General features: G+C 58.8%; 12 protein-coding genes and 1 pseudogene. 10 read left to right on the forward strand and 3 right to left on the reverse strand.

Annotated elements, in window-relative coordinates:
* Window positions 1-3 precede the first annotated feature (3 nt).
* The 8 genes from ACUSIJ_RS23430 (at window position 4) to ACUSIJ_RS23465 (ending at window position 11,598) form a co-directional block, all read left to right on the forward strand.
* Complete coding sequence (locus ACUSIJ_RS23430) at window positions 4-1,758, forward strand: ABC transporter ATP-binding protein/permease (RefSeq protein ID WP_449310836.1); 1,755 nt, start codon at window positions 4-6, stop codon at window positions 1,756-1,758.
* 911 nt (window positions 1,759-2,669) lie between these two features.
* On the forward strand, window positions 2,670-3,722 hold the full coding sequence (locus tag ACUSIJ_RS23435) for an ABC transporter substrate-binding protein (protein WP_449310837.1): 1,053 nt from the start codon (window positions 2,670-2,672) through the stop codon (window positions 3,720-3,722).
* Window positions 3,723-3,765: 43 nt separating this feature from the next.
* A complete protein-coding gene (locus tag ACUSIJ_RS23440) occupies window positions 3,766-4,416 on the forward strand; it encodes a cysteine hydrolase family protein (protein ID WP_449310838.1) in 651 nt (216 codons plus the stop codon).
* Between the two features lie 31 nt (window positions 4,417-4,447).
* Window positions 4,448-6,187, forward strand: a complete 1,740-nt coding sequence (locus ACUSIJ_RS23445; RefSeq protein ID WP_449310839.1) for an ABC transporter permease — start codon at window positions 4,448-4,450, stop codon at window positions 6,185-6,187.
* 4 nt (window positions 6,188-6,191) lie between these two features.
* The gene (locus ACUSIJ_RS23450) at window positions 6,192-7,340 is read left to right on the forward strand and encodes an ABC transporter ATP-binding protein (RefSeq protein ID WP_449310840.1); all 1,149 of its coding nucleotides are present in this window, start codon (window positions 6,192-6,194) and stop codon (window positions 7,338-7,340) included.
* Window positions 7,341-7,891: 551 nt separating this feature from the next.
* The gene (locus ACUSIJ_RS23455; RefSeq protein WP_449310841.1) at window positions 7,892-9,487 is read left to right on the forward strand and encodes a UGSC family (seleno)protein; all 1,596 of its coding nucleotides are present in this window, start codon (window positions 7,892-7,894) and stop codon (window positions 9,485-9,487) included.
* Window positions 9,488-9,514: 27 nt separating this feature from the next.
* Window positions 9,515-10,246, forward strand: a complete 732-nt coding sequence (locus ACUSIJ_RS23460; RefSeq protein WP_449310842.1) for a GntR family transcriptional regulator — start codon at window positions 9,515-9,517, stop codon at window positions 10,244-10,246.
* Entirely contained in the window at window positions 10,243-11,598 is a 1,356-nt protein-coding gene (locus ACUSIJ_RS23465) for an MmgE/PrpD family protein (RefSeq protein ID WP_449310843.1), read from the forward strand. The genes ACUSIJ_RS23460 and ACUSIJ_RS23465 overlap by 4 nt, the downstream gene beginning before the upstream one ends.
* A gap of 537 nt (window positions 11,599-12,135) precedes the next feature.
* Here the strand turns inward: ACUSIJ_RS23465 and ACUSIJ_RS23470 are convergent.
* A complete protein-coding gene (locus tag ACUSIJ_RS23470; protein WP_449310844.1) occupies window positions 12,136-12,819 on the reverse strand; it encodes an NUDIX hydrolase in 684 nt (227 codons plus the stop codon).
* Window positions 12,820-13,344: 525 nt separating this feature from the next.
* On the opposite strand from ACUSIJ_RS23470, the pseudogene ACUSIJ_RS23475 reads away from it, so the two are divergent.
* Together ACUSIJ_RS23475 and ACUSIJ_RS23480 are read left to right on the forward strand one after the other, a co-directional pair.
* A pseudogene (locus ACUSIJ_RS23475) lies at window positions 13,345-13,680 on the forward strand (IS630 family transposase); the annotation flags it as partial.
* 116 nt (window positions 13,681-13,796) lie between these two features.
* Window positions 13,797-14,576 carry a GntR family transcriptional regulator gene (locus ACUSIJ_RS23480; RefSeq protein WP_449310845.1) on the forward strand — a complete coding sequence of 260 codons (780 nt, stop codon included), beginning with the start codon at window positions 13,797-13,799 and terminating at the stop codon, window positions 14,574-14,576.
* Between the two features lie 31 nt (window positions 14,577-14,607).
* On the opposite strand, the gene ACUSIJ_RS23485 is transcribed toward ACUSIJ_RS23480, so the two are convergent.
* Window positions 14,608-16,776 (reverse strand): CaiB/BaiF CoA transferase family protein, encoded by a 2,169-nt coding sequence (locus ACUSIJ_RS23485; RefSeq protein WP_449310846.1) that lies wholly within the window; start codon window positions 16,774-16,776, stop codon window positions 14,608-14,610.
* Window positions 16,776-17,612, reverse strand: coding sequence for an MBL fold metallo-hydrolase (locus ACUSIJ_RS23490; RefSeq protein ID WP_449310847.1), 837 nt, complete (start codon window positions 17,610-17,612; stop codon window positions 16,776-16,778). The genes ACUSIJ_RS23485 and ACUSIJ_RS23490 overlap by 1 nt, the downstream gene beginning before the upstream one ends.
* Between the last annotated feature and the right edge of the window lie 162 nt (window positions 17,613-17,774).

Here is a 17,774-nt window from a genome sequence, read left to right on the forward strand (position 1 = left end):
TTCATGCTCGTGCCGCTCGTCCTGCGCCGGATCGCCCGCCTGCTGCGCCTCTGTATCGTCGGAGAGGGCGGGCGGCTGGCCGCTCTCTATTTCGTCGTCGTCATCGCGCTCGGCTTCATCGGCATCACGGTGTCGATCTGGCAGATCAACTGGAACGCCGATTTCTACAATGCGCTGCAGAAGGTCGACGGGCCGGAAATCGTGCGCCAGATCGGGATTTTCGGGGTGATAACCACTACCACCGCCGCCCTTTACCTGTCCGGCAGATACATTCTGAGCCTGGCACAGATCCGCTGGCGGCGCTCCCTGACCGAGGCGGCGCTCGACCGCTGGCTCGGCAACAAGGCCTATTGGCATCTGCGGGCCGGGAACGGCGCACACCCGACGGTCGACAATCCCGACCAGCGGATTGCGGAGGATTGCCGGCTGTTCGTCGAGCTCGTGACGGACCGGGGCACCGAGCTCATCAATTCCGTCGTGGCGGTCGTGTCCTATTTCGTCGTGCTGTGGAGTCTGTCGACCTTTGCCCTGTCGTTCACGATTTTCGGGTTCACGGTCGAAATCCCTCGCTACATGGTCTGGGCTGCGCCCGTCTACGTGCTGCTGTCGAGCCTCGCCACCCATTGGCTCGGCGCGCCGCTGAAGCGCCTGCATTACACGCAGCAGAAGCGCGAGGCCGATTTCCGCTTCGCGCTCGTCCATATGCGCGAGGCGAACGAGGCCATCGCCCTGCAAGACGGAGAGGAGGCCGAGCGTCGCATTCTCGGCCAGCGTTTCCACGCCATCATGGCGAACTGGTACGAACTGATCCGCAGGGATCTGATCCTCGGCTGCTTCACGCGGCCTTTCATGCAAACCGTCCTGCGCATCCCGACCTTCCTGGCGCTGCCGGCCTTCATCGCCGGCAAGCTGACGCTCGGCGGTCTCATGCAGGTGGCGAGCGCCTTTTCCAACGTGGTCACGACATTGTCGTGGTTCATCTTCAAGTACCGGGACCTCGCGGAACTCGCCGCGACCGCATCCCGCCTCGACCAGTTCATGACCGCGACTGAAGAAGCCGCCGGCCTGAAGGGCGGCCTGACGGTCGTCGATACGGACGCCGACGTCCTGCGGGTGAGGGGTGTCACGCTGCGCAATCCGGAGGGGGGGGTGCTGCTCAAGGTGCCGGACTTTTCCGTGGCGCGGAATGAGGTCATCTGGATCAAGGGCAGCAGCGGCCTTGGGAAAAGTACGCTGCTGAAGGCGATTGCAGGTCTATGGCCGTACGGGGAAGGCCTGATCGAGCGCCCGCGCGGCAGGCGCCTTTTCCTGCCACAGCATCCTTATCTGCCGCTTGACAACCTCGCCGCCGCCGTCACCTATCCGCTGCCCGCCGGCAGCCTTTCCCCCGGCGATATGGAAACCTGGCTGGCGAACGCTGGCCTTGCCGGCCGTATTGCGGAAGTCCATGCCGCCGAGCCGGCGACGACAGCCCACAGGGGCCTGTCCGGCGGCGAGCTGCAACGCCTCATGCTCCTGCGCGCGATTGCTGGCAAACCGGACTGGGTGTTTCTGGACGAGCCGACCAGCGCCCTCGATCCGCACATAGAAGAGCGCACGCTCATTCAGCTGCGGCAGGCGCTGCCGGACGCAAGCCTGATCATTGTTGCCCATCGCCCTCCGGCAGGGCTGGCCATCACGCGATGCATCGATATGGAGGCGGTGGACGGGAGGACAGCGGATGCGGCATTGACGGCAGGTGCGTCGTTACCAATTTGAGAGAAGCGAAACCGAAATGCGCTGGAGAAATATACAATCTAAACTCATAGAATTGTTCAAAGGTGATGGTGGATGAGTGTTTCCCACGCAGGTGGTTTGTGAAGTCAGGCTTCTTGCTGCCAAGGATTGATGTCCATGACACCAGCTGCCGCGAAAGCCACGGAGGCAGCTAGAGCGAGTTCTGATCGATCAGAACTCGCTTGAAATCAAAAACTTTAAGCATGCCATCGTTTCCGTGAAATAATGTCATGCTCTAGCAAACACGATCCGTAGTTGGCACAACGAGCGTTCGCACAAAGCCGGACGCCGGCATCGAACCCCTGCTCGACGATGTCCACGAGCCGCCCCTGGAAACGAGATCAAGCTCGACCTTGGGATGATGAGCGAGGAATCGCGGACAAGAAGTTCCAATGGATCCGCGGCACGACCGCGCGGTGGGATGGCTAGCTCGAATTCCGGCGCCGCCCGGATCCGATGCTGGACTGGTTCGCAAGGCATATGTCCTGAGCGAACGGATCCGGCATGAGTGCTGACGCATCAGCCTGGGGAAGCCGCGTGCCGCGATGCGACCGGCCGCGCCGTCATTGGCCAAAAAGGGGCGCGATCATCAGCGTGCGTCATCGTCCTAACGATAGAGAAAATGGCGCTTGCATATCACGAAAATTCGGATAACGTTGGATCCAATGTAACCCAATAATAATCTGGGGGTGCACTTTTCTCTATATCGTTCGGTACGACGGCTTGGGCTTCGCTCAGCTGACTTGATTGGAGCGCGGCATCCTGTCCCGCGCTGCCCGATGTCCAAGGGTAGCGACTGCCGTTTGCAACTGGAGCAGCGCTTCCTGGTGGGGAGCCAAAATATCACAATTACAAAAACATCTGGCCAATTATAAGACTGGGGAGGAAAGAGAATGCGTAACTTATCTGGACTATTGCCAGTGCTGTGTACCGCTTTTATCGGCTTTTTGGCGCCGCAGGCCCTCGCGAGCGACCCTGGAATTATTGAAGAGGCAAAGAAAGAAGGGAAACTTGTACTGTATACAGGCGCCGATCGACGTGCGGCGCAAAGTCTTGTTGATGCCTTTCAGCTGAAATATCCGTTCATTTCAACCGAAATGGTACGGGCTTCGTCGTCGAAGCTAGCAACACGTATTGATGCAGAGATTGAGGCTAACCGGGTTGGCGCCGATGTTTTTGAGTTTTCGACATTGTATCTGACGGAATCGCTGATGAAACGTGGCGAGATTCTTCAGTATGATTCTCCTGAATACGCTGCGTATCAGGACCCGTACGTCGAGCCGGGTTACTGGGCGGCAACTGGCGTTGCCAACATCATTATTATGTTCAATTCGCAATTGGTCGAACCGGCCGATCACCCGAAGAGTTGGTGGGATCTAACCAAGCCGTACTGGCGCAACAAACTTGCGATCGACAATCTCGAGGTTTCCGGAACAGGCTATAACTGGCTCGTCGCGATGGTTGATGATGAACGGTTCGGTTGGAAATTCATCGAAGAACTTGGAAAGAACAAGCCGGCTCTCGAGCGCGGACATGCAGGCATCGCTCAAAAGGTCGCAGCGGGCGAATATGCCGGCGCGATAGAGATGTCGGACTTTCACCTCAAAAACGTACGAGATAGCGCAGCAGGGGCGCCTGTCCAGGGTGTTTGGCCAGTTGAGGGCGTTCCGAGCGAACCTTGGACCATGGGCATTCTAAAACGCGCGGCGCATCCAAATGCAGCCAAGCTGTTTCTGGATTTTGCTCTTTCGAAAGAAGGTCAGACGAATCTCGTGAATGTCACGGGCTGGGGCTCGGCTAGGGCGGACGCACCTGCGCCGGACTTCGAAGAGGCTCTTTCTGCCGCCGACATAAAACCAATCAGAACGAACAAGTCGGCGGACGAAGCCCTTAAGGTCCGTGATGAATACGTCCGGAAGTGGAAAGAGCTGTGGGGCATCCGGTAACGCCAAGGAGCAACTGCCGACATCTTCGGATTAAAGAGAGATCATGACCAAATCTGTAGATGATCTTGCCGATTGGCTTATGCCTGATCGGGCTGCTCTGTTGGTCATAGATATGCAGGTCGATTATGTCGCCGCAGACGGTCATCTTGCACGGAGGGGGCAGGACGTATCAGTCATCGAGCAAATTGTACCGACTATTGCTCATTTGATAGCGTCCGCTCGCTCCGCACAAGTTCCAGTGATCTACTTCAGGCAGACCGCATATGCTGACGGCCGTATATCGAGTGCAGCGCGAGCCCGCTATAAGAAGCGCGCGAAGCCCGGTTTGGGGAATGTATATCCGCTTATCGGAACACGGGGGTACGATATTATCCCGGCGCTCAAGCCTGATCCGAACGACACGGTTATAGACAAGGTCCGCTCGAGTGCATTTAGGCTCACCCCACTCGACCTGCTTCTAAGGTGCACCTGGCGGACCACGGTCGTAATATGCGGCGCCGTTACCGAGGGTTGTGTACATGCGACGGTGCAGGATGCCGCGAACTACGATTACCTACCGATCGTGATCGGTGATGGCGTCGGCTCAAACAGGCCGGAGCTACATAGAGCTGCCATGACAATAATGGAATATCGTCATGACATATGTACGTCAAGCTATGTGATCGGTATCTGGAACAAGCATGCCGTTAAATAAAAGTAAATATCATTAGCCAAGGACATGCTGGATGACAACCCTCGAAATAACTACAGTCCCGATGAGTGTCTCTGATCGCGTAAAACAGGCTGTCACCTTGGAAATGGTCGTGACCATTGCCGTGATGTTGATTCTGATATGGTTTGTCCTCTACCCCTTGCTGGTATTGTTAATCGGAAGCGTTCGCAGCGAGCTTTCTGTTCAGTCCGGGGTGTTCACATTATCAAATTTCGCCAGTGTGCTTTTCGAGTCAGCTAATAGAACGGCCATAATAAATACTATTGTGAGCTCGCTAATTGCGACGCTGTTTTCCGTAATCATTGGCGTCGGTCTTGCTTGGATCACAAGTCGCACCGATACCCCGTTTCGTCACTCGTTTGATAATGCTTTCGTTATTCCTTATTATCTATCGCCATTCGTCGGTGCGGTTGCTTGGACATTCTTGGCCAATCCACGAATTGGGCTCCTCAACACTTTTTTTATGCAAGCGATGGGCTTTTCGGAAGCACCACTCAATATATACACCGTCACTGGACTCGTCTTTGTAATGGCGCTTTATTATTCGCCAATCGTTTTTCTTTTCGTTGCGGGTGCCCTGCGTTCGATGGACCCCTCTCTGGAGGAGGCGTCCCGAATGCATGCGGTCGGGCCATTGGGTACAACCCTTCGCGTGACGCTGCCGGTCGTCATGCCCGCCATCACATCCTCTGCATTACTCGTCTTCTTGAACGCGGCCGGCCAGTTCGGCATCCCTGCAATTATCGGGGTGCCGATGCACTATGACGTTATTACAACAAGGATCTGGTATAATTTAGGCTACTTTCCACCGAAATACACGGAATCCGCAGCGTTTGCGGTCGTGTTGCTGTGTTTCTCAACCATTGTTGTATTTCTTCAGCATCGGATTCTGGCGCGAAAGAGCTATGCGACGGTGACAGGCAAGGGATTCCGGCCGTCGCCGAACAAGCTCGGGGTATGGCGTTATTTAACACTGACCATCTGCCTGTTATACGTGTTTATGAGCATTATACTTCCCTATGGGGCCCTCTTCTTCACGTCGTTCCAACCATACTTAAATTTCAAATTTGACCCAAATCTATGGACCTTTGATAAGTACGTAGAGGTTCTCTTTCGCAATCCGGTGACACTTCGTGCGATACTGAATAGTTTCATTCTGGGAGTTGGCGGCGCCACACTTACGATTTTTCTATCGCTGATAGTAAGCTATGTGGTCATGAGGACGAAGGTTCCTGGGAAAAATTTCCTCTCCTATCTTTCGACTTATCCGGCAGGCGTACCTGCCGTCGTCTTCGGCGTTGCGCTTCTGTGGGCATATATCTACTTGCCAATACCAATCTATGGTACAATTTGGATGTTGCTCATCGCTTATATTGCCCACTATATTCCCTTCGGTGTACGGGCGACTGATTCCGGATTTACGCAAATTAGCCGCGAGCTGGAAGAGAGTTCGCGTATGCACGGGGAAACATGGTTGGGAACTATGCGCAAGATCGTTGTTCCCTTGCTTAAACCGGCGCTCACGGTTGGTTGGATTCTCCTGTTCGTGGAGTTCATCCGTTCTCTCAGCCTTTCAATCCTGCTTTATTCGAACGACAGTATAGTAATGCCGGTGATAATTTATGAACTTTATGAAACCGGCGCTTATCCCGCACTTGCGGCCTTCTCGGTCGTACAGACCATTCTCGTCTTCGCTGCGATCTATGCAGCAAAGAAGATCGCTCGTGTAGACAGTTTCATGCAGCTAAAGTGAGGCGATGATGGAGGCAATCAGCATCCAAGGTATTTCAAAGCGGTATGGGGACGTCACTGCATTGCATGAAATCAGTCTTAGCGTCAGAAAGGGCGAGTTCGTCACGCTACTCGGCCCGTCGGGATGCGGAAAGACAACGACCCTGCGAACTCTCGCCGGTCTCGAGCGCGCTGACACCGGACGAATTCTGATCGATGGCCACGAGATGTTCTGTGCAAAAGCCGGACGTTTCGTGCCGCCGGAGAGACGCGGTCTGGGCATGGTTTTCCAATCTTATGCAATCTGGCCGCATATGACGGTTTATCAGAATGTAGCATATGAGCTTGTAGCCCGGCGGCTACCAAAGTCCGAAATTCGGACGCGCGTTCGTGAGGCGTTGGCCATAGTGGGCCTGGAAGGCCTTGATGATCGTCCGGCGACCAATCTCAGCGGAGGCCAGCAGCAGCGGGTAGCGCTTGCTCGCAGCTTGGTCGGTGAACCGCGGGTCCTTCTTCTCGACGAGCCGCTTAGCAATCTGGATGCCAAACTGCGTGAACGTATGCGCTTTGAGCTGAAGCAGCTTCAAAAGCGTCTTGGATTGACAACCGTCTATGTTACCCACGATCAAGTCGAGGCTCTTGCCTTGTCGGATCGTATTATCGTCATGGATCGTGGGCAGATAATTCAAGATGGCACTGGGCGCGATATTTACAAGAACCCGTGCAATCGTTTCGTTATCGATTTCGTCGGACAAGCAAACTTTATCGAAGGCACGATCACGTCCCATGATAGTGTCACTGGGCTGGTGGATCTGAGAAGTGACAAGGGTTTTTCGGTTCGCGGACAAATCTCCAGAAATATGGAATCCAAAAGCTTTGTCGGGGCACCGGCAACAGCTGCTATCCGCCCGGAGGATATCCAATTACTAACTGCTAATGACGGAGCCACGAATGTGTGGTCGGCGGCTGTTATCTCAGACCTCTTCTTGGGTAATATGCGTGAACTGTTGTTGGATGTAGGCGGGCAAGTCTTCAAAGCCCAGGTGGGCAGCGAGCAAAATATTCCGAACGAACACCCGTGGCTGCGGGTTCCGCCCGAAGCGGTGCGTATTCTTTCGCCAGTGTCTTCGGACAGCTCTTCTGGTACCGGTCTCGTGGATGATCTCTCCATCTGAAAGTTGAGCATGATTTTCTCGTTAAGCGCCGGTGAGGGAAGCGGGGCCGGTTCCCAAACCCATAAAACGATACGATCACCTCATGTGGCGGCGCGTTCGTGGCGGCAATGTGAGTTTTGGGAGGTTTATCAGGCAGGGACGGCACGGAAATCGGTACACAGAGAGATGGGTGCCGCCAACCTGGAAGAAATGACAATTTCAGTGCCAGGAAGCTTCCAGTGTTGATGCCCTATGAGCTCAATGCGACGACCACTGCAGCAGCGACTAGACCCAGCGATGCACAATCGGTCTTCCAAGCCCAAGTCCAGGTTTAAATGTCCATATCAAGTTCGGGGCATCTAGGCATGTTGGTCCAAGAGTGGCGTGCGCCATACCGGCAACCAGTCCGCTATTTCACAGCGGTCGGAGACATCAGCAAGCGATGCTGTCGCTTCTGACGAGGCCCTCAATAGATAGATAACTACCGGTCGAAAGATCAGGCCACCCCAGACTTGTCAAAGCGAAAAAAATAGGATATTTTTGGATCCAATAAAATCCAATAGGAGAGTTTAATGAACGCGCACACTCCCATTAGTCCGGTAGTCAGCGAACTGGTTGAGACCCGCACCATGGCCTCCGGCCTTGTTGCGCTGGCCGGCAAGACAATCGGTTTCGTGGATAACAGCAAGCTGAACGCCGATCTATTCCTGGCGCAGTTGCGTGAAAAGCTCGTGGCGGAGCATGCCATAGTTGAAGGGCCGAGCATCCGCAAACTTGCCCCCAAAGACAGGCTGAAGCCGACAGACATCGCAGCGCTCACGCAATGCGATGCGGTCATCCAGTGCTTTGGCGATTGCGGTACCTCGACATCAATTACCGTGGCGGACGCAGTGGCGATCGAAGCCCACGGTGTTCCGACCATAACCGTATTTAGTTCGGCATTTATTCAGGCCGCGAAGTCTCAGGCTGCGGGCCGGGGTATGCCTAGTTTGCGAACGGTAACAATACCACACCCAATGCACACAGCCTCGCGTTCTGATGTCGTCAATCGCGCCGCTGGGGCAGTACCCGTACTCATTCGGGAACTGACAGGCGAGGGCACCGCACCGATCCAGGAAGAAGGTGCCGAGTCTGGCCAGGCCGGCCTTTTCGCTGACGATCAGGAAATGTTCTTCGCCCAGGGGTGGACGGACGGCCTGCCGGTTGTCATTCCGACTAAAGACAAGATCGAGGCTATGCTGGCCACTGTAGATCGCGATCCGGCGGCCGCCATCGGCCCGATTCCTCCGGGCATGAAAATGGGTACGATTGAAAAGATTGCGATCAATGCTGTCATGGCTGGTTGTAAGCCTACGTATTTCCCGGTCGTTTTGGCTGCGCTCGAAACCGCGCTGGAAGACGCCTTTCAACTGTACAGCATTCAGACCGCGACCAATACGACGACGCCGCTTATTATCGTCAACGGTCCCGCCGTGAGCGCAATCGGGATGAATGCGGGCGCGAACGTGATGGGGCAGGGCAACCGTGCCAACGCCACGATCGGACGTGCGCTGCAGCTTGTCCTGCGCAATGTGGGCGGGGACTATCCAGGACTTACCGATATGTCGACCCATGGCCAGGCCGGCAAGTTCACGGCCTGCATCGCTGAGGCCGAAGCTGACAGCCCTTGGGACCCTCTTCATGTCGAGAGGGGATTCAAGCCCGGCGATAGTACGGTCAGCCTCATCGGGGCCTCGGCACCGCAGAACGTCTTCACCTATGGCTGCGAGAACGGTGCTGAGATCATGGAGCATTTCGTCGGTGCTATGACGGCGCTCGGGCACAATAACATTCTTTTCCCGAGTGGTCCGATGCTGATCATCAGCCCGGAGCACGCAGCAACGCTTGCCCGCGACGGCTATTCCAAGGATAAGATCCGCAACATCATTTTCGAGCGGGCCCGCATTCCGCTGTCGCGCCTTGCGGCGCGCACGGTGAAGGGATTGCACCACCGCCGATCGCAGTGGTTCGAAACCGTTGGGGATCATGAGCATATCGGCGTCGCCGACCGCCCATCGGACGTCCATATTGTGGTCGCCGGCGGAGCGGGGATCCATTCTCTCTTTGTGCCGACCGGCTTTAGCTATGGTATGATTACACGAAAAATCGCCGATCCAGTATCGGCTTAAGCATGGCAAAGCGGTAGGGCGGTACGGATGCGTGACATTCTCGCGAATTTTAGTAATCAGGGAACCACGGCGAACGCGGTCTATTCCGCACTGCGGTACTGTATTATTGAAGGCCAGCTTCAGCCCGGCGAACGTCTTCTTAGCGACGACCTCGCCGGCCGGCTCGGCGTGAGCCGCACCCCGGTCCGAGAAGCGCTCCGCAAGCTTGAAGCCGAAGGCTACGTCACCACAGCTTGGGGCAAGGGACTTGTAGTCCGCGAGCTTAGCGAAAAGGAGCTGGAGGAGGTTTTCTTCATCCGCGAAGTGCTGGAGGCCGCCGCCGCCCGTCTTGCCGCGGAGAACATAACCTCAACCCAGTTGATTCGCCTCGAGGAACTCCTCGAGGATATGGATATCGCCAATAAGCACGGCCATATGGAACTCTTTCGAAAGCTAACGGGAGAGTTCCACGCGCTCATCCATCAGGCGAGTCGTAACGATAAGTTGGCCCTCCTGCTGCGCAACCTTCTGGACAGCGTACGGCAGTTCAGTTCGAGTACCCTGTTCGCCGGCAGGGCAACGGAAGCACTTGCCGAGTATCATGCACTTTATGAAGCTATAAAGGCCCGCGACGGTGGGAAGGCCGAACAGCTGGCGCGCGACCACCGTCGCAAGACATTGGCGATGCGGCGCCAGATGTTACGCTCCAAGGCTATGGACGAAGCTACAGCGGGGAAGCCCCACACGCGGCGAAAGCCCCAGCGGAATACGAAGAGATGAACAGTCCAACGGATATACTCGCAGATTTCAGTTCTGGTCTTGCGTATGAGGACATCCCTGAACCCGCCCTCGACATGGCAAAAGCGGCCATCATTGATGCTGTCGCCGTCGGTCTTTTCGGGAGCGAACTGCCTTGGAGCCGGATTGCGCAGACTGTTGCCTCCGACCGCACTTCGGCGCGCTCTCCCCTGCTTGACCGCTCGTTTACGCGCGTCAGCGCACGCAATGCCGCGCTGATCAACGGCACCTTCATTCATGCCTTCGAATTCGACAGCCTCAGATATCCGAATGCCGGTGTACATGCTGGATCGACGATATGGCCGGCAGTCCTGTCGGTTGGAAGCGAGCTGGCCTCGCCGGGCAGTGAGGCGCTTGCCGCATTTGTCGCCGGCTGCGAAGTCGCGTTCCGCATTGGTTTGGCCGGCAAAGGCGCCTTCGAAAAGCTCGGTTTCCACGCGCCCGGCGTAACTGGCGTTTTCGGTGCAGCGGCCGCTGCGGGGCGTCTTCTCCATCTCGATCCGGACCGCATGGCCAACGCGTTCGGCATCGCAGGCTCAATGTGCGGGGGCCTTCTGGCCTTCTCGAAAGCGGGATCGGGCGGTGCGGTCAAGCCTCTGCATATGGGACGTGCTGCGGAAGCCGGGGTCTTTGCCGCCCAGCTGGCTGCCGAAGGATACCAGGGGCCTCGGCATATTCTGGAAGGCCAGTTCGGTGTTCTCGATGCCTATGCTCGCGGCGGCACCACCCCCGCCCTCATCAAGAATCTGGGGCTGGCATGGGAGACGCAGAATATCTGCATCAAGAAATATCCCTGCCATGTCATGGCGCAGACAGTGGTCGAGGCCATCCGCGATGTGGTTGCTAAAAAAGGCGTCCATCCGGCGGATATTGCCGGTTTGTCCCTCGGAGTGAATGAAAAGATCCTGTCGCATCATGCCGAGCGCTCCCCATCGGATGTCGGGACATCACAGTACAGCGTGCCGATGTGCGCGGCGATCGCTCTGTTCCGTGATGCGTCGCAGCCAGCCGCTTTTCTCACGCCGCACGGGGATCCCGCCATTCGGGACTGGGCAAGCCGGATCGAGCTTTTGCATCTTGATGAAGACGGGATGCCGGGCTTTGAATGGGCAGTGCGACTTCAGATCACCACGAAGAGCGGCCGCATCATACAGTCGCTCAAGAAGACCTTCGAGGGGATGGAACCATCGAAGGCACCGGAGTTGGCAACTCGCAAATTTGAGGCGCTGACGGGCACGATCGATGAATCCACAGACCTGCTTCGCAGACTGCATTCGCTTGAAGCGGTCGAAGACCTATCGCGACTGCTGTCCCTGGCCGCTAAAAGATCGTAGGTTCTAGGTTCCGTTGCCAAATGGCTGTTGCCATACATTTCCTGACTCGGACATTTCCTGACTCGGAGTCCTCACGCCGTCAATGTTGCGGAATCGCATCTCGGGCGATCGCTTGAACTTGACCGCATTCAGGACGCGCGCATGAGAGCTGCGTACGGCAATTGATTTTGCCGCCCCGCTGGCTGGCTGCGGCCATCGGACGGTAGCGCTGCGCTCAGTTCGAAATCGTCAGCGGTTGGTAGAGCAGTTGGCTCTTATCAGCGGGTCCAAGGTCCGAGATCTTGTGCGTCCACCATCGACAAGTCTTTATATATCAAGTGGTTAGATCAAATAGTCTGGCATTCCATTAGCTAAGGCGTCTTTTTCTGATCGGACATTGACCGGACGCACGTCCAAAATCATTCCAGCCTGCCATCGGAGGAGACGATTGAACGTTGCGCCGGGCAACCGACGAGACCATCTGTCCCCCTCGCGAACCGGAGCCCGGTCGCCGGAGCGGTCCATCAGGGGCCGCTTTCGCCTGTCGTGCACGCGTTCTCAAAGCCACTTCACGTGGCGTTCTCCATTGCGCGTGAAGTAGAAGGGCGCCGGGAAGTCCGGCGACAGGTCGGCATCGCGCGACAGTCGCCTCTCCAACTCGTCGAGCACCGTGCGGGTGATGTACGGAAGCGGCTGGGCGCGCGCTTCCTCGAAGGTCAGCCAAGCCGGTGCGATGATCTCGTCAGCGGCCACGGCGACCTCCGCGGCGATTGCGTCGGCGAACACCGCCAAGAAGCGCGCGTCGTACCGGCGCGGCCCGGTCGGCGGCGTGATCGCCCTCGCCACGAGACGCAGCCTGGACAAGGCTGGCAGAAGGCCCCTCGCCGAGAAGGGCGACCAGCTCCGGCAGACCGAAGCGCCAGGCCCCGGCTGGCCACGCGCGCCGATCATGATCCCGACTTCCTCGAAGGTCTCGCGGACAGCCGCGATCGCGAAGGCGCGCGAAGCGACGTTCGCCGGGCTCGCTGCCCGGAGCTTGGCTTCTACGACCGGATGCAGCTCGTCGGCCGCCGGCGCATGTTGATCGCCGGCCTCGACGCGCCCACCCGGAAAAACCACCTTGTCCGGGTGGAAGGTGTGCACGCTGGAGCGGCGCCCCATGAGAACACGAGGGGAGTTCGTGTCGCGGCGCAGCACGATCAGCGTGGCGGCGTCTCGTGGTCGAACGGGCGGAGCGTTCATGGCCGATCGTCTCGTGCGAAGGACCGGCCAGCGGGATCTCGCTGGTACGGGGCGGGGAAGTCGAACATGCTGTTTAAGTGTCCTACGAGTAGATCGGCGGTCAGGTGATCGGCCATGAGCCGCCCCGCGAAGTCGGCGCCGCTGCCTGCGGCATCGGGCACCACGATGGCGATGGGGCACTCCGGCCACGACTGGGCCGCAGCCGGCCCGGACAGACAGAGGAGTAACGGGCACACAGCCAAGCCGAGGCGGCTTATTGAACGAGCGATGCCCATCTCGGCCCCTCCCAATGTTTCGCTGATTGATTATAATGTGTTACAGATCTGCCGACGATAGGCAATATGGGAGGATGATTCTCGGCTCTAGAAACTGTTGGTGAAGCAGGCCTCATTGTGTATGCCCTTTTCGGAAAGCCCGGGGGCATTTGTGATGGCGGGGCGACAGGCAGATTTGATCGTATTGAGCGGCGAGGACCGGGTTTTTTCGAGGCTCAGGTCCGGCGGCACGAAGTGCCGCGTTCACTGTCAAATCGATGCCGCGATGCCCGAGGGACCGGACATACATTTCGTGATGGACAATTTTGCAGCCCACAAGACACCGAGGATCAAGGCGCGGCTCGCGCACCGTCCGCACTGGCATGGTCACCTCACGCCGACATCGGTGTCCTGGATCAATCAGGTTGAACGGTGGTTTGCAGAACTGACGTGCAAGCAGTTGCAACGCGGCGTCCTTCGATCAACCGCAGCACTCGAAGCCGATATCGTCGCCGTCATCAAAACGCACAACGAAAACCCCAGCCCCTCCAAATGGGCTAAATCCACCGATGAAATCCTCGTCTCCGTCAAACGATTCTGCCAAAAAACAATGAACCGGACTTCGGATTCAGATGACTGGGATGGCGCGGATGCACGGATTGCGGGTAAGAGATCGTTCGCGACCAGGGTCACTTCTTCTGTTTCGCCGTCATAGGAATGCTTATGGATTCTGGAAAACTTAAAATCCACGACCCGGCCGTCAGTTTGTACGAACAAGTGCGCCGAGATCTTCTCGCGCGGATATCCAGCGGCGAGTTCAAGCCGGGCGATCTTCTGCCAACAGAAGAGGCGCTATGCCGGGAGTATGATGTCAGCCGGATCACGGTTCGTCGTGCTGTCGCCGACCTGGCCGCAAACTTCGTCGTGACGCGTCGGCGAGGCGTCGGCACCATCGTGACCCGGCGTGTTTCCGACCGCCGTGTTTTTCGTTTAACCGGCTTCTTCGACGACGCGTCGCCTTTCGATGCGACGGAGCTCGTAAACGTGGTCAAGCCGGCGTCCGAAGAGATTGCGAGCGCGCTTCACATCGAGCCTGGCATGCTTGTTCGCCACCGGCGGCTCGTGACGAAGCGCAATGATGATCCATTCACCGTCACCGATGGCTTCACAGTGGAAGATCCAGGGAACGGAGGGGATAGCGGAGTGCAGCAGTCGCAAGGATACCGTTTCGGGCCGCGCGCAGCCCGAGCGGAGCAGGAACTCGCCGCCACGAAGGCTAGCGCCATGGTCGCTCGTCATCTTGGCATCACCCCCGGGCGCCCTGTCATGTTCGCCCGCCGCGTTTATTTGAGCGGTGACGACAAGCCGGTCCGCTATTCGATCACGACCTATCACCCGGACCGCTACCGCTTTACCGTCGATCTTCGTCCCGATCACAACCAACTGACCTTCGAGGCGTCCGTCGACCCGTCGCAGCAGCATAAGCAGGGCCGTAAGGTGTAAGCGGTCGGGCCGCGCCGTGCTCAGGCGGCTGTCAGCCGTCCGAGGGTTGCGTCAGACCGAGAGCCTGGAGGATGCTCTCTCCATCAGCATCAACCGCTGGGGCGAGATGCGAGATCACGGGCGGGGTCGCCTCCAAGCGCAATGGGCTGGCGAGCAGCGGCCAGCGCGCGCCCTCATGCTCCTTCGTGAACCAGAGACCGCGCTCCCTGGTGTGTGGCAGGAGGGACGCTTCTCGGACGCTGAGAACCGGAACGGCCTCGATGTCGTCCTCGGCGAGCCGGGCGACCGCCTCGGCGCGGGTGAGCCCGGCGACCGAGGCTTCCCGGACATGGCCATCTTGGCGGGAAGGCTCGCCCTCGCGCGCAGCGATAAGAATATAGCCGTCCGCGCAGGCCAGTATCGTCGGCGTCTTGCGCCTGCGGTCCGCGCCGTTCCAGGCGGTCATCGTTAGCCAGGCCGTGATGTCCTGCATGGCGAGGTCGATGAACTGCCCCTTGCCGGTGCGATCCCGGTATTCCAACGCGGCGAGCAGGGCGACCATCGCCATTTCGGCTCCCATTGTGTCAGCGGTCGAGATGCCCGATTTCAACGGCACGGCACCGGCCGTCGAGGCTGACATAAAGCCGGACATGGCCTGGATCACCATGTCGAAGGCGGGACGTCTGGGATAGAGTGACTCGGCCCCGAAGCCGGTGATCGCGCAGTAGACGATCCGCGGGTTCACCGACAGGACGGCCTCGGGGGAAAGACCGAACTTGAGCAAGGTGCCCGGCTTCAGGTTCTCCACCAGAACATCGGCCGTGGCGATCAGCTCGCGCAGCGCCACGATTCCGAAGTCCGTGCGCAGATCAAGCACCAGGCTGCGCTTGTCGGCGTTGTTCAGCCGGAAAGAGACCGAGCGCCCGTTGATATGCGGTACCCAGGTTCGCGACTCGTCCCCGCCCGGCTGCTCGACCTTAATTATCTCGGCGCCGAGGTGCCCGAGCTGGCGCGCGCAAAGAGGCGCCGTCGTGTATTGGCCGATTTCGATGATGCGCAGGCCCTGCAAGGCGGCGCTGCCGCTTATCGGTCGCGCTTGCGTCACCAGCGGCCGCGTACGGGTGGCGAGGTCTTTCACCGCAACGCGGTCCTCGTCGGGAAACGGAATGCGGGCGGGTGCGCAGCCGGGCGACAGGCTCATGCGAAAGGGCGAGCCGGGAACGAAGACCGCTTTGCCCAGGACTGGGTCCGAGAGACGTTTGATCATCTGCCGGTGCAGGAGGTTCGCCTCCCGAGGATGGCCATCAATGGGTACGATGGGACCGCAGGCGACGCCCAGATCGACCAGTCGACGCAGGCATTCCTCGGTCGACAGCCCACGCGTCCATTCTTCGATGGCCTGGTCCACCGTCTCCACATGGGCGATCCGCAGCGGCTGGGCTGAGTAGGCGGCCGCCAGGTCGGGCCGCTCCATCGCCCCGCAGAGGCGTTCCCACTGGGTTTGGTTGCCCGCGCAGATCAGAACCCAGCCGTCCCGGGAGCGGTAGAGGTTCCAAGGCGCCACCGTCGGGTGCCGATTGCCCATCCGGGACTTGTCCCTGCCGGTTGTCAAGACCCCGGACAGGAACGAGCCGAGCGCCGAAAAGGCGCAGTCGAACAGAGCCATGTTGATCCGCTGGCCGAACCCCTGAAGTCGCCGTGCGCGGTGGGCGGCGAGAACGGCCGACGCGGCGTAGGTGCCGGTAAGCACGTCGGCGATCGGTATGCCGATGGGTACCGGTGGACCGTCCGCAAAGCCCGTCGTATCCATCAGCCCGGACAGGGCCTGGATCTGAAGCTCGCCGAAGGGAAGGCCCATGTAGGGGCCCGAAGTACCGAACGCGGAGATGTCGCAGCGCACATTGTCCGGCCTGTCCGTCTCCTGTGGCCGCAGTGCGGCAGGATCGGCATCGCTCGATGTCAGGACGACGTCGCTGCGCGCGAGGAGAGCGTCTACGAGTTCGGCATCCTCATGCCCGCCGCTCGGCACGAGGCTGAGTTTGCCGGCCGCGAACTGCTCTCGCCAAAGGGACTTGCCGCCGGGTGGAACGGCATCGAGGGGGGGCTCGATCAGCACGACCGTTGCGCCGAGCTGGGCGAGGAGCGAGCCGCATATCGCGACGCCGACCCGGGTCCCGAATTCGACCACAACCATGCCATCCAGTGCTGCTTCTTCACTCATCAGATAACCCCATCCGCCGCACCGGCATTGCGCCAAAGGTCGCCACGTTCCTCGACCTTTCCTTCGCGCGCCAGCTTGACGAGATGGCACCGCACATTGCGTTCCGCCGCCCGCGCCAGCGTCGGATCGATCTTCGCGTAAAGATCGCGCGCGATCGCCGCCGCCGTCATGGACCTGTCGCGCAGGACCGCGACGATGGCGGTCTCCCGTTCGTTGCGATGACGAAGCAGATCGTCGACGTAGGGCTTGGGATCGGTGATCGCCGGTCCGTGGCCAGGCAGATAAAGCCGGTCGGAACGCCTCAGGAGTTTGCGAAGGCTGGCGAGGTAGTCCGCCATGTCGCCGTGCGGCGGACCCACCACAGTACTGCTCCAGCCCATAACGTGATCACCGCTGAAAAGAATGCCGTCGGCTCCCGCAAAGCACAGATGATCCGGGGCGTGGCCGGGCGTATGTACGGCCTTCAGCCCGGCTATCGTCTCGCCGTCTTCGAGCGGCTCATCCACGTGGTGCGTCGCCCGGGCCGCCGCATGCGCGTGGATCGGGGCCGCGGTGGCCATTCGAAGGGCCTCCGCGTTGCCGGCGTGGTCGCCGTGGGTGTGCGTCAGCAATATGCGGTCCACGCGGCCCGATGTCGCTTCTAGAACATCGTTCAGATGCGCTTCGTCGGCAGGACCGGGGTCGATGACGATCCTGCCGTGTATGCCGTCGAGCAGGTAGGTATTCGTACCGTGACAGGTCATAACGCCGGGGTTACGCGCGACGATCCTGCGTATTCCGGGTCGGAGCGCGGTGGCGATTCCGCGCGGCGGCTCAGGTTCGGAAAGATAAGGCATTGGCACCTCTACGGCTTTTGGCGATGGTGTAACGTGTCGAAAAGAACACCTTGACACGACCCTAAAGAAATAATGTTATACCATGGGAGGCCGTCGCAGGCTAGACTCCTCAAAAAGAGGGCTTGCGTCAGGATGGACGTCGTCCGGAACGGGCGACGATTT

Source organism: Pseudochelatococcus sp. B33, assembly GCF_053570585.1.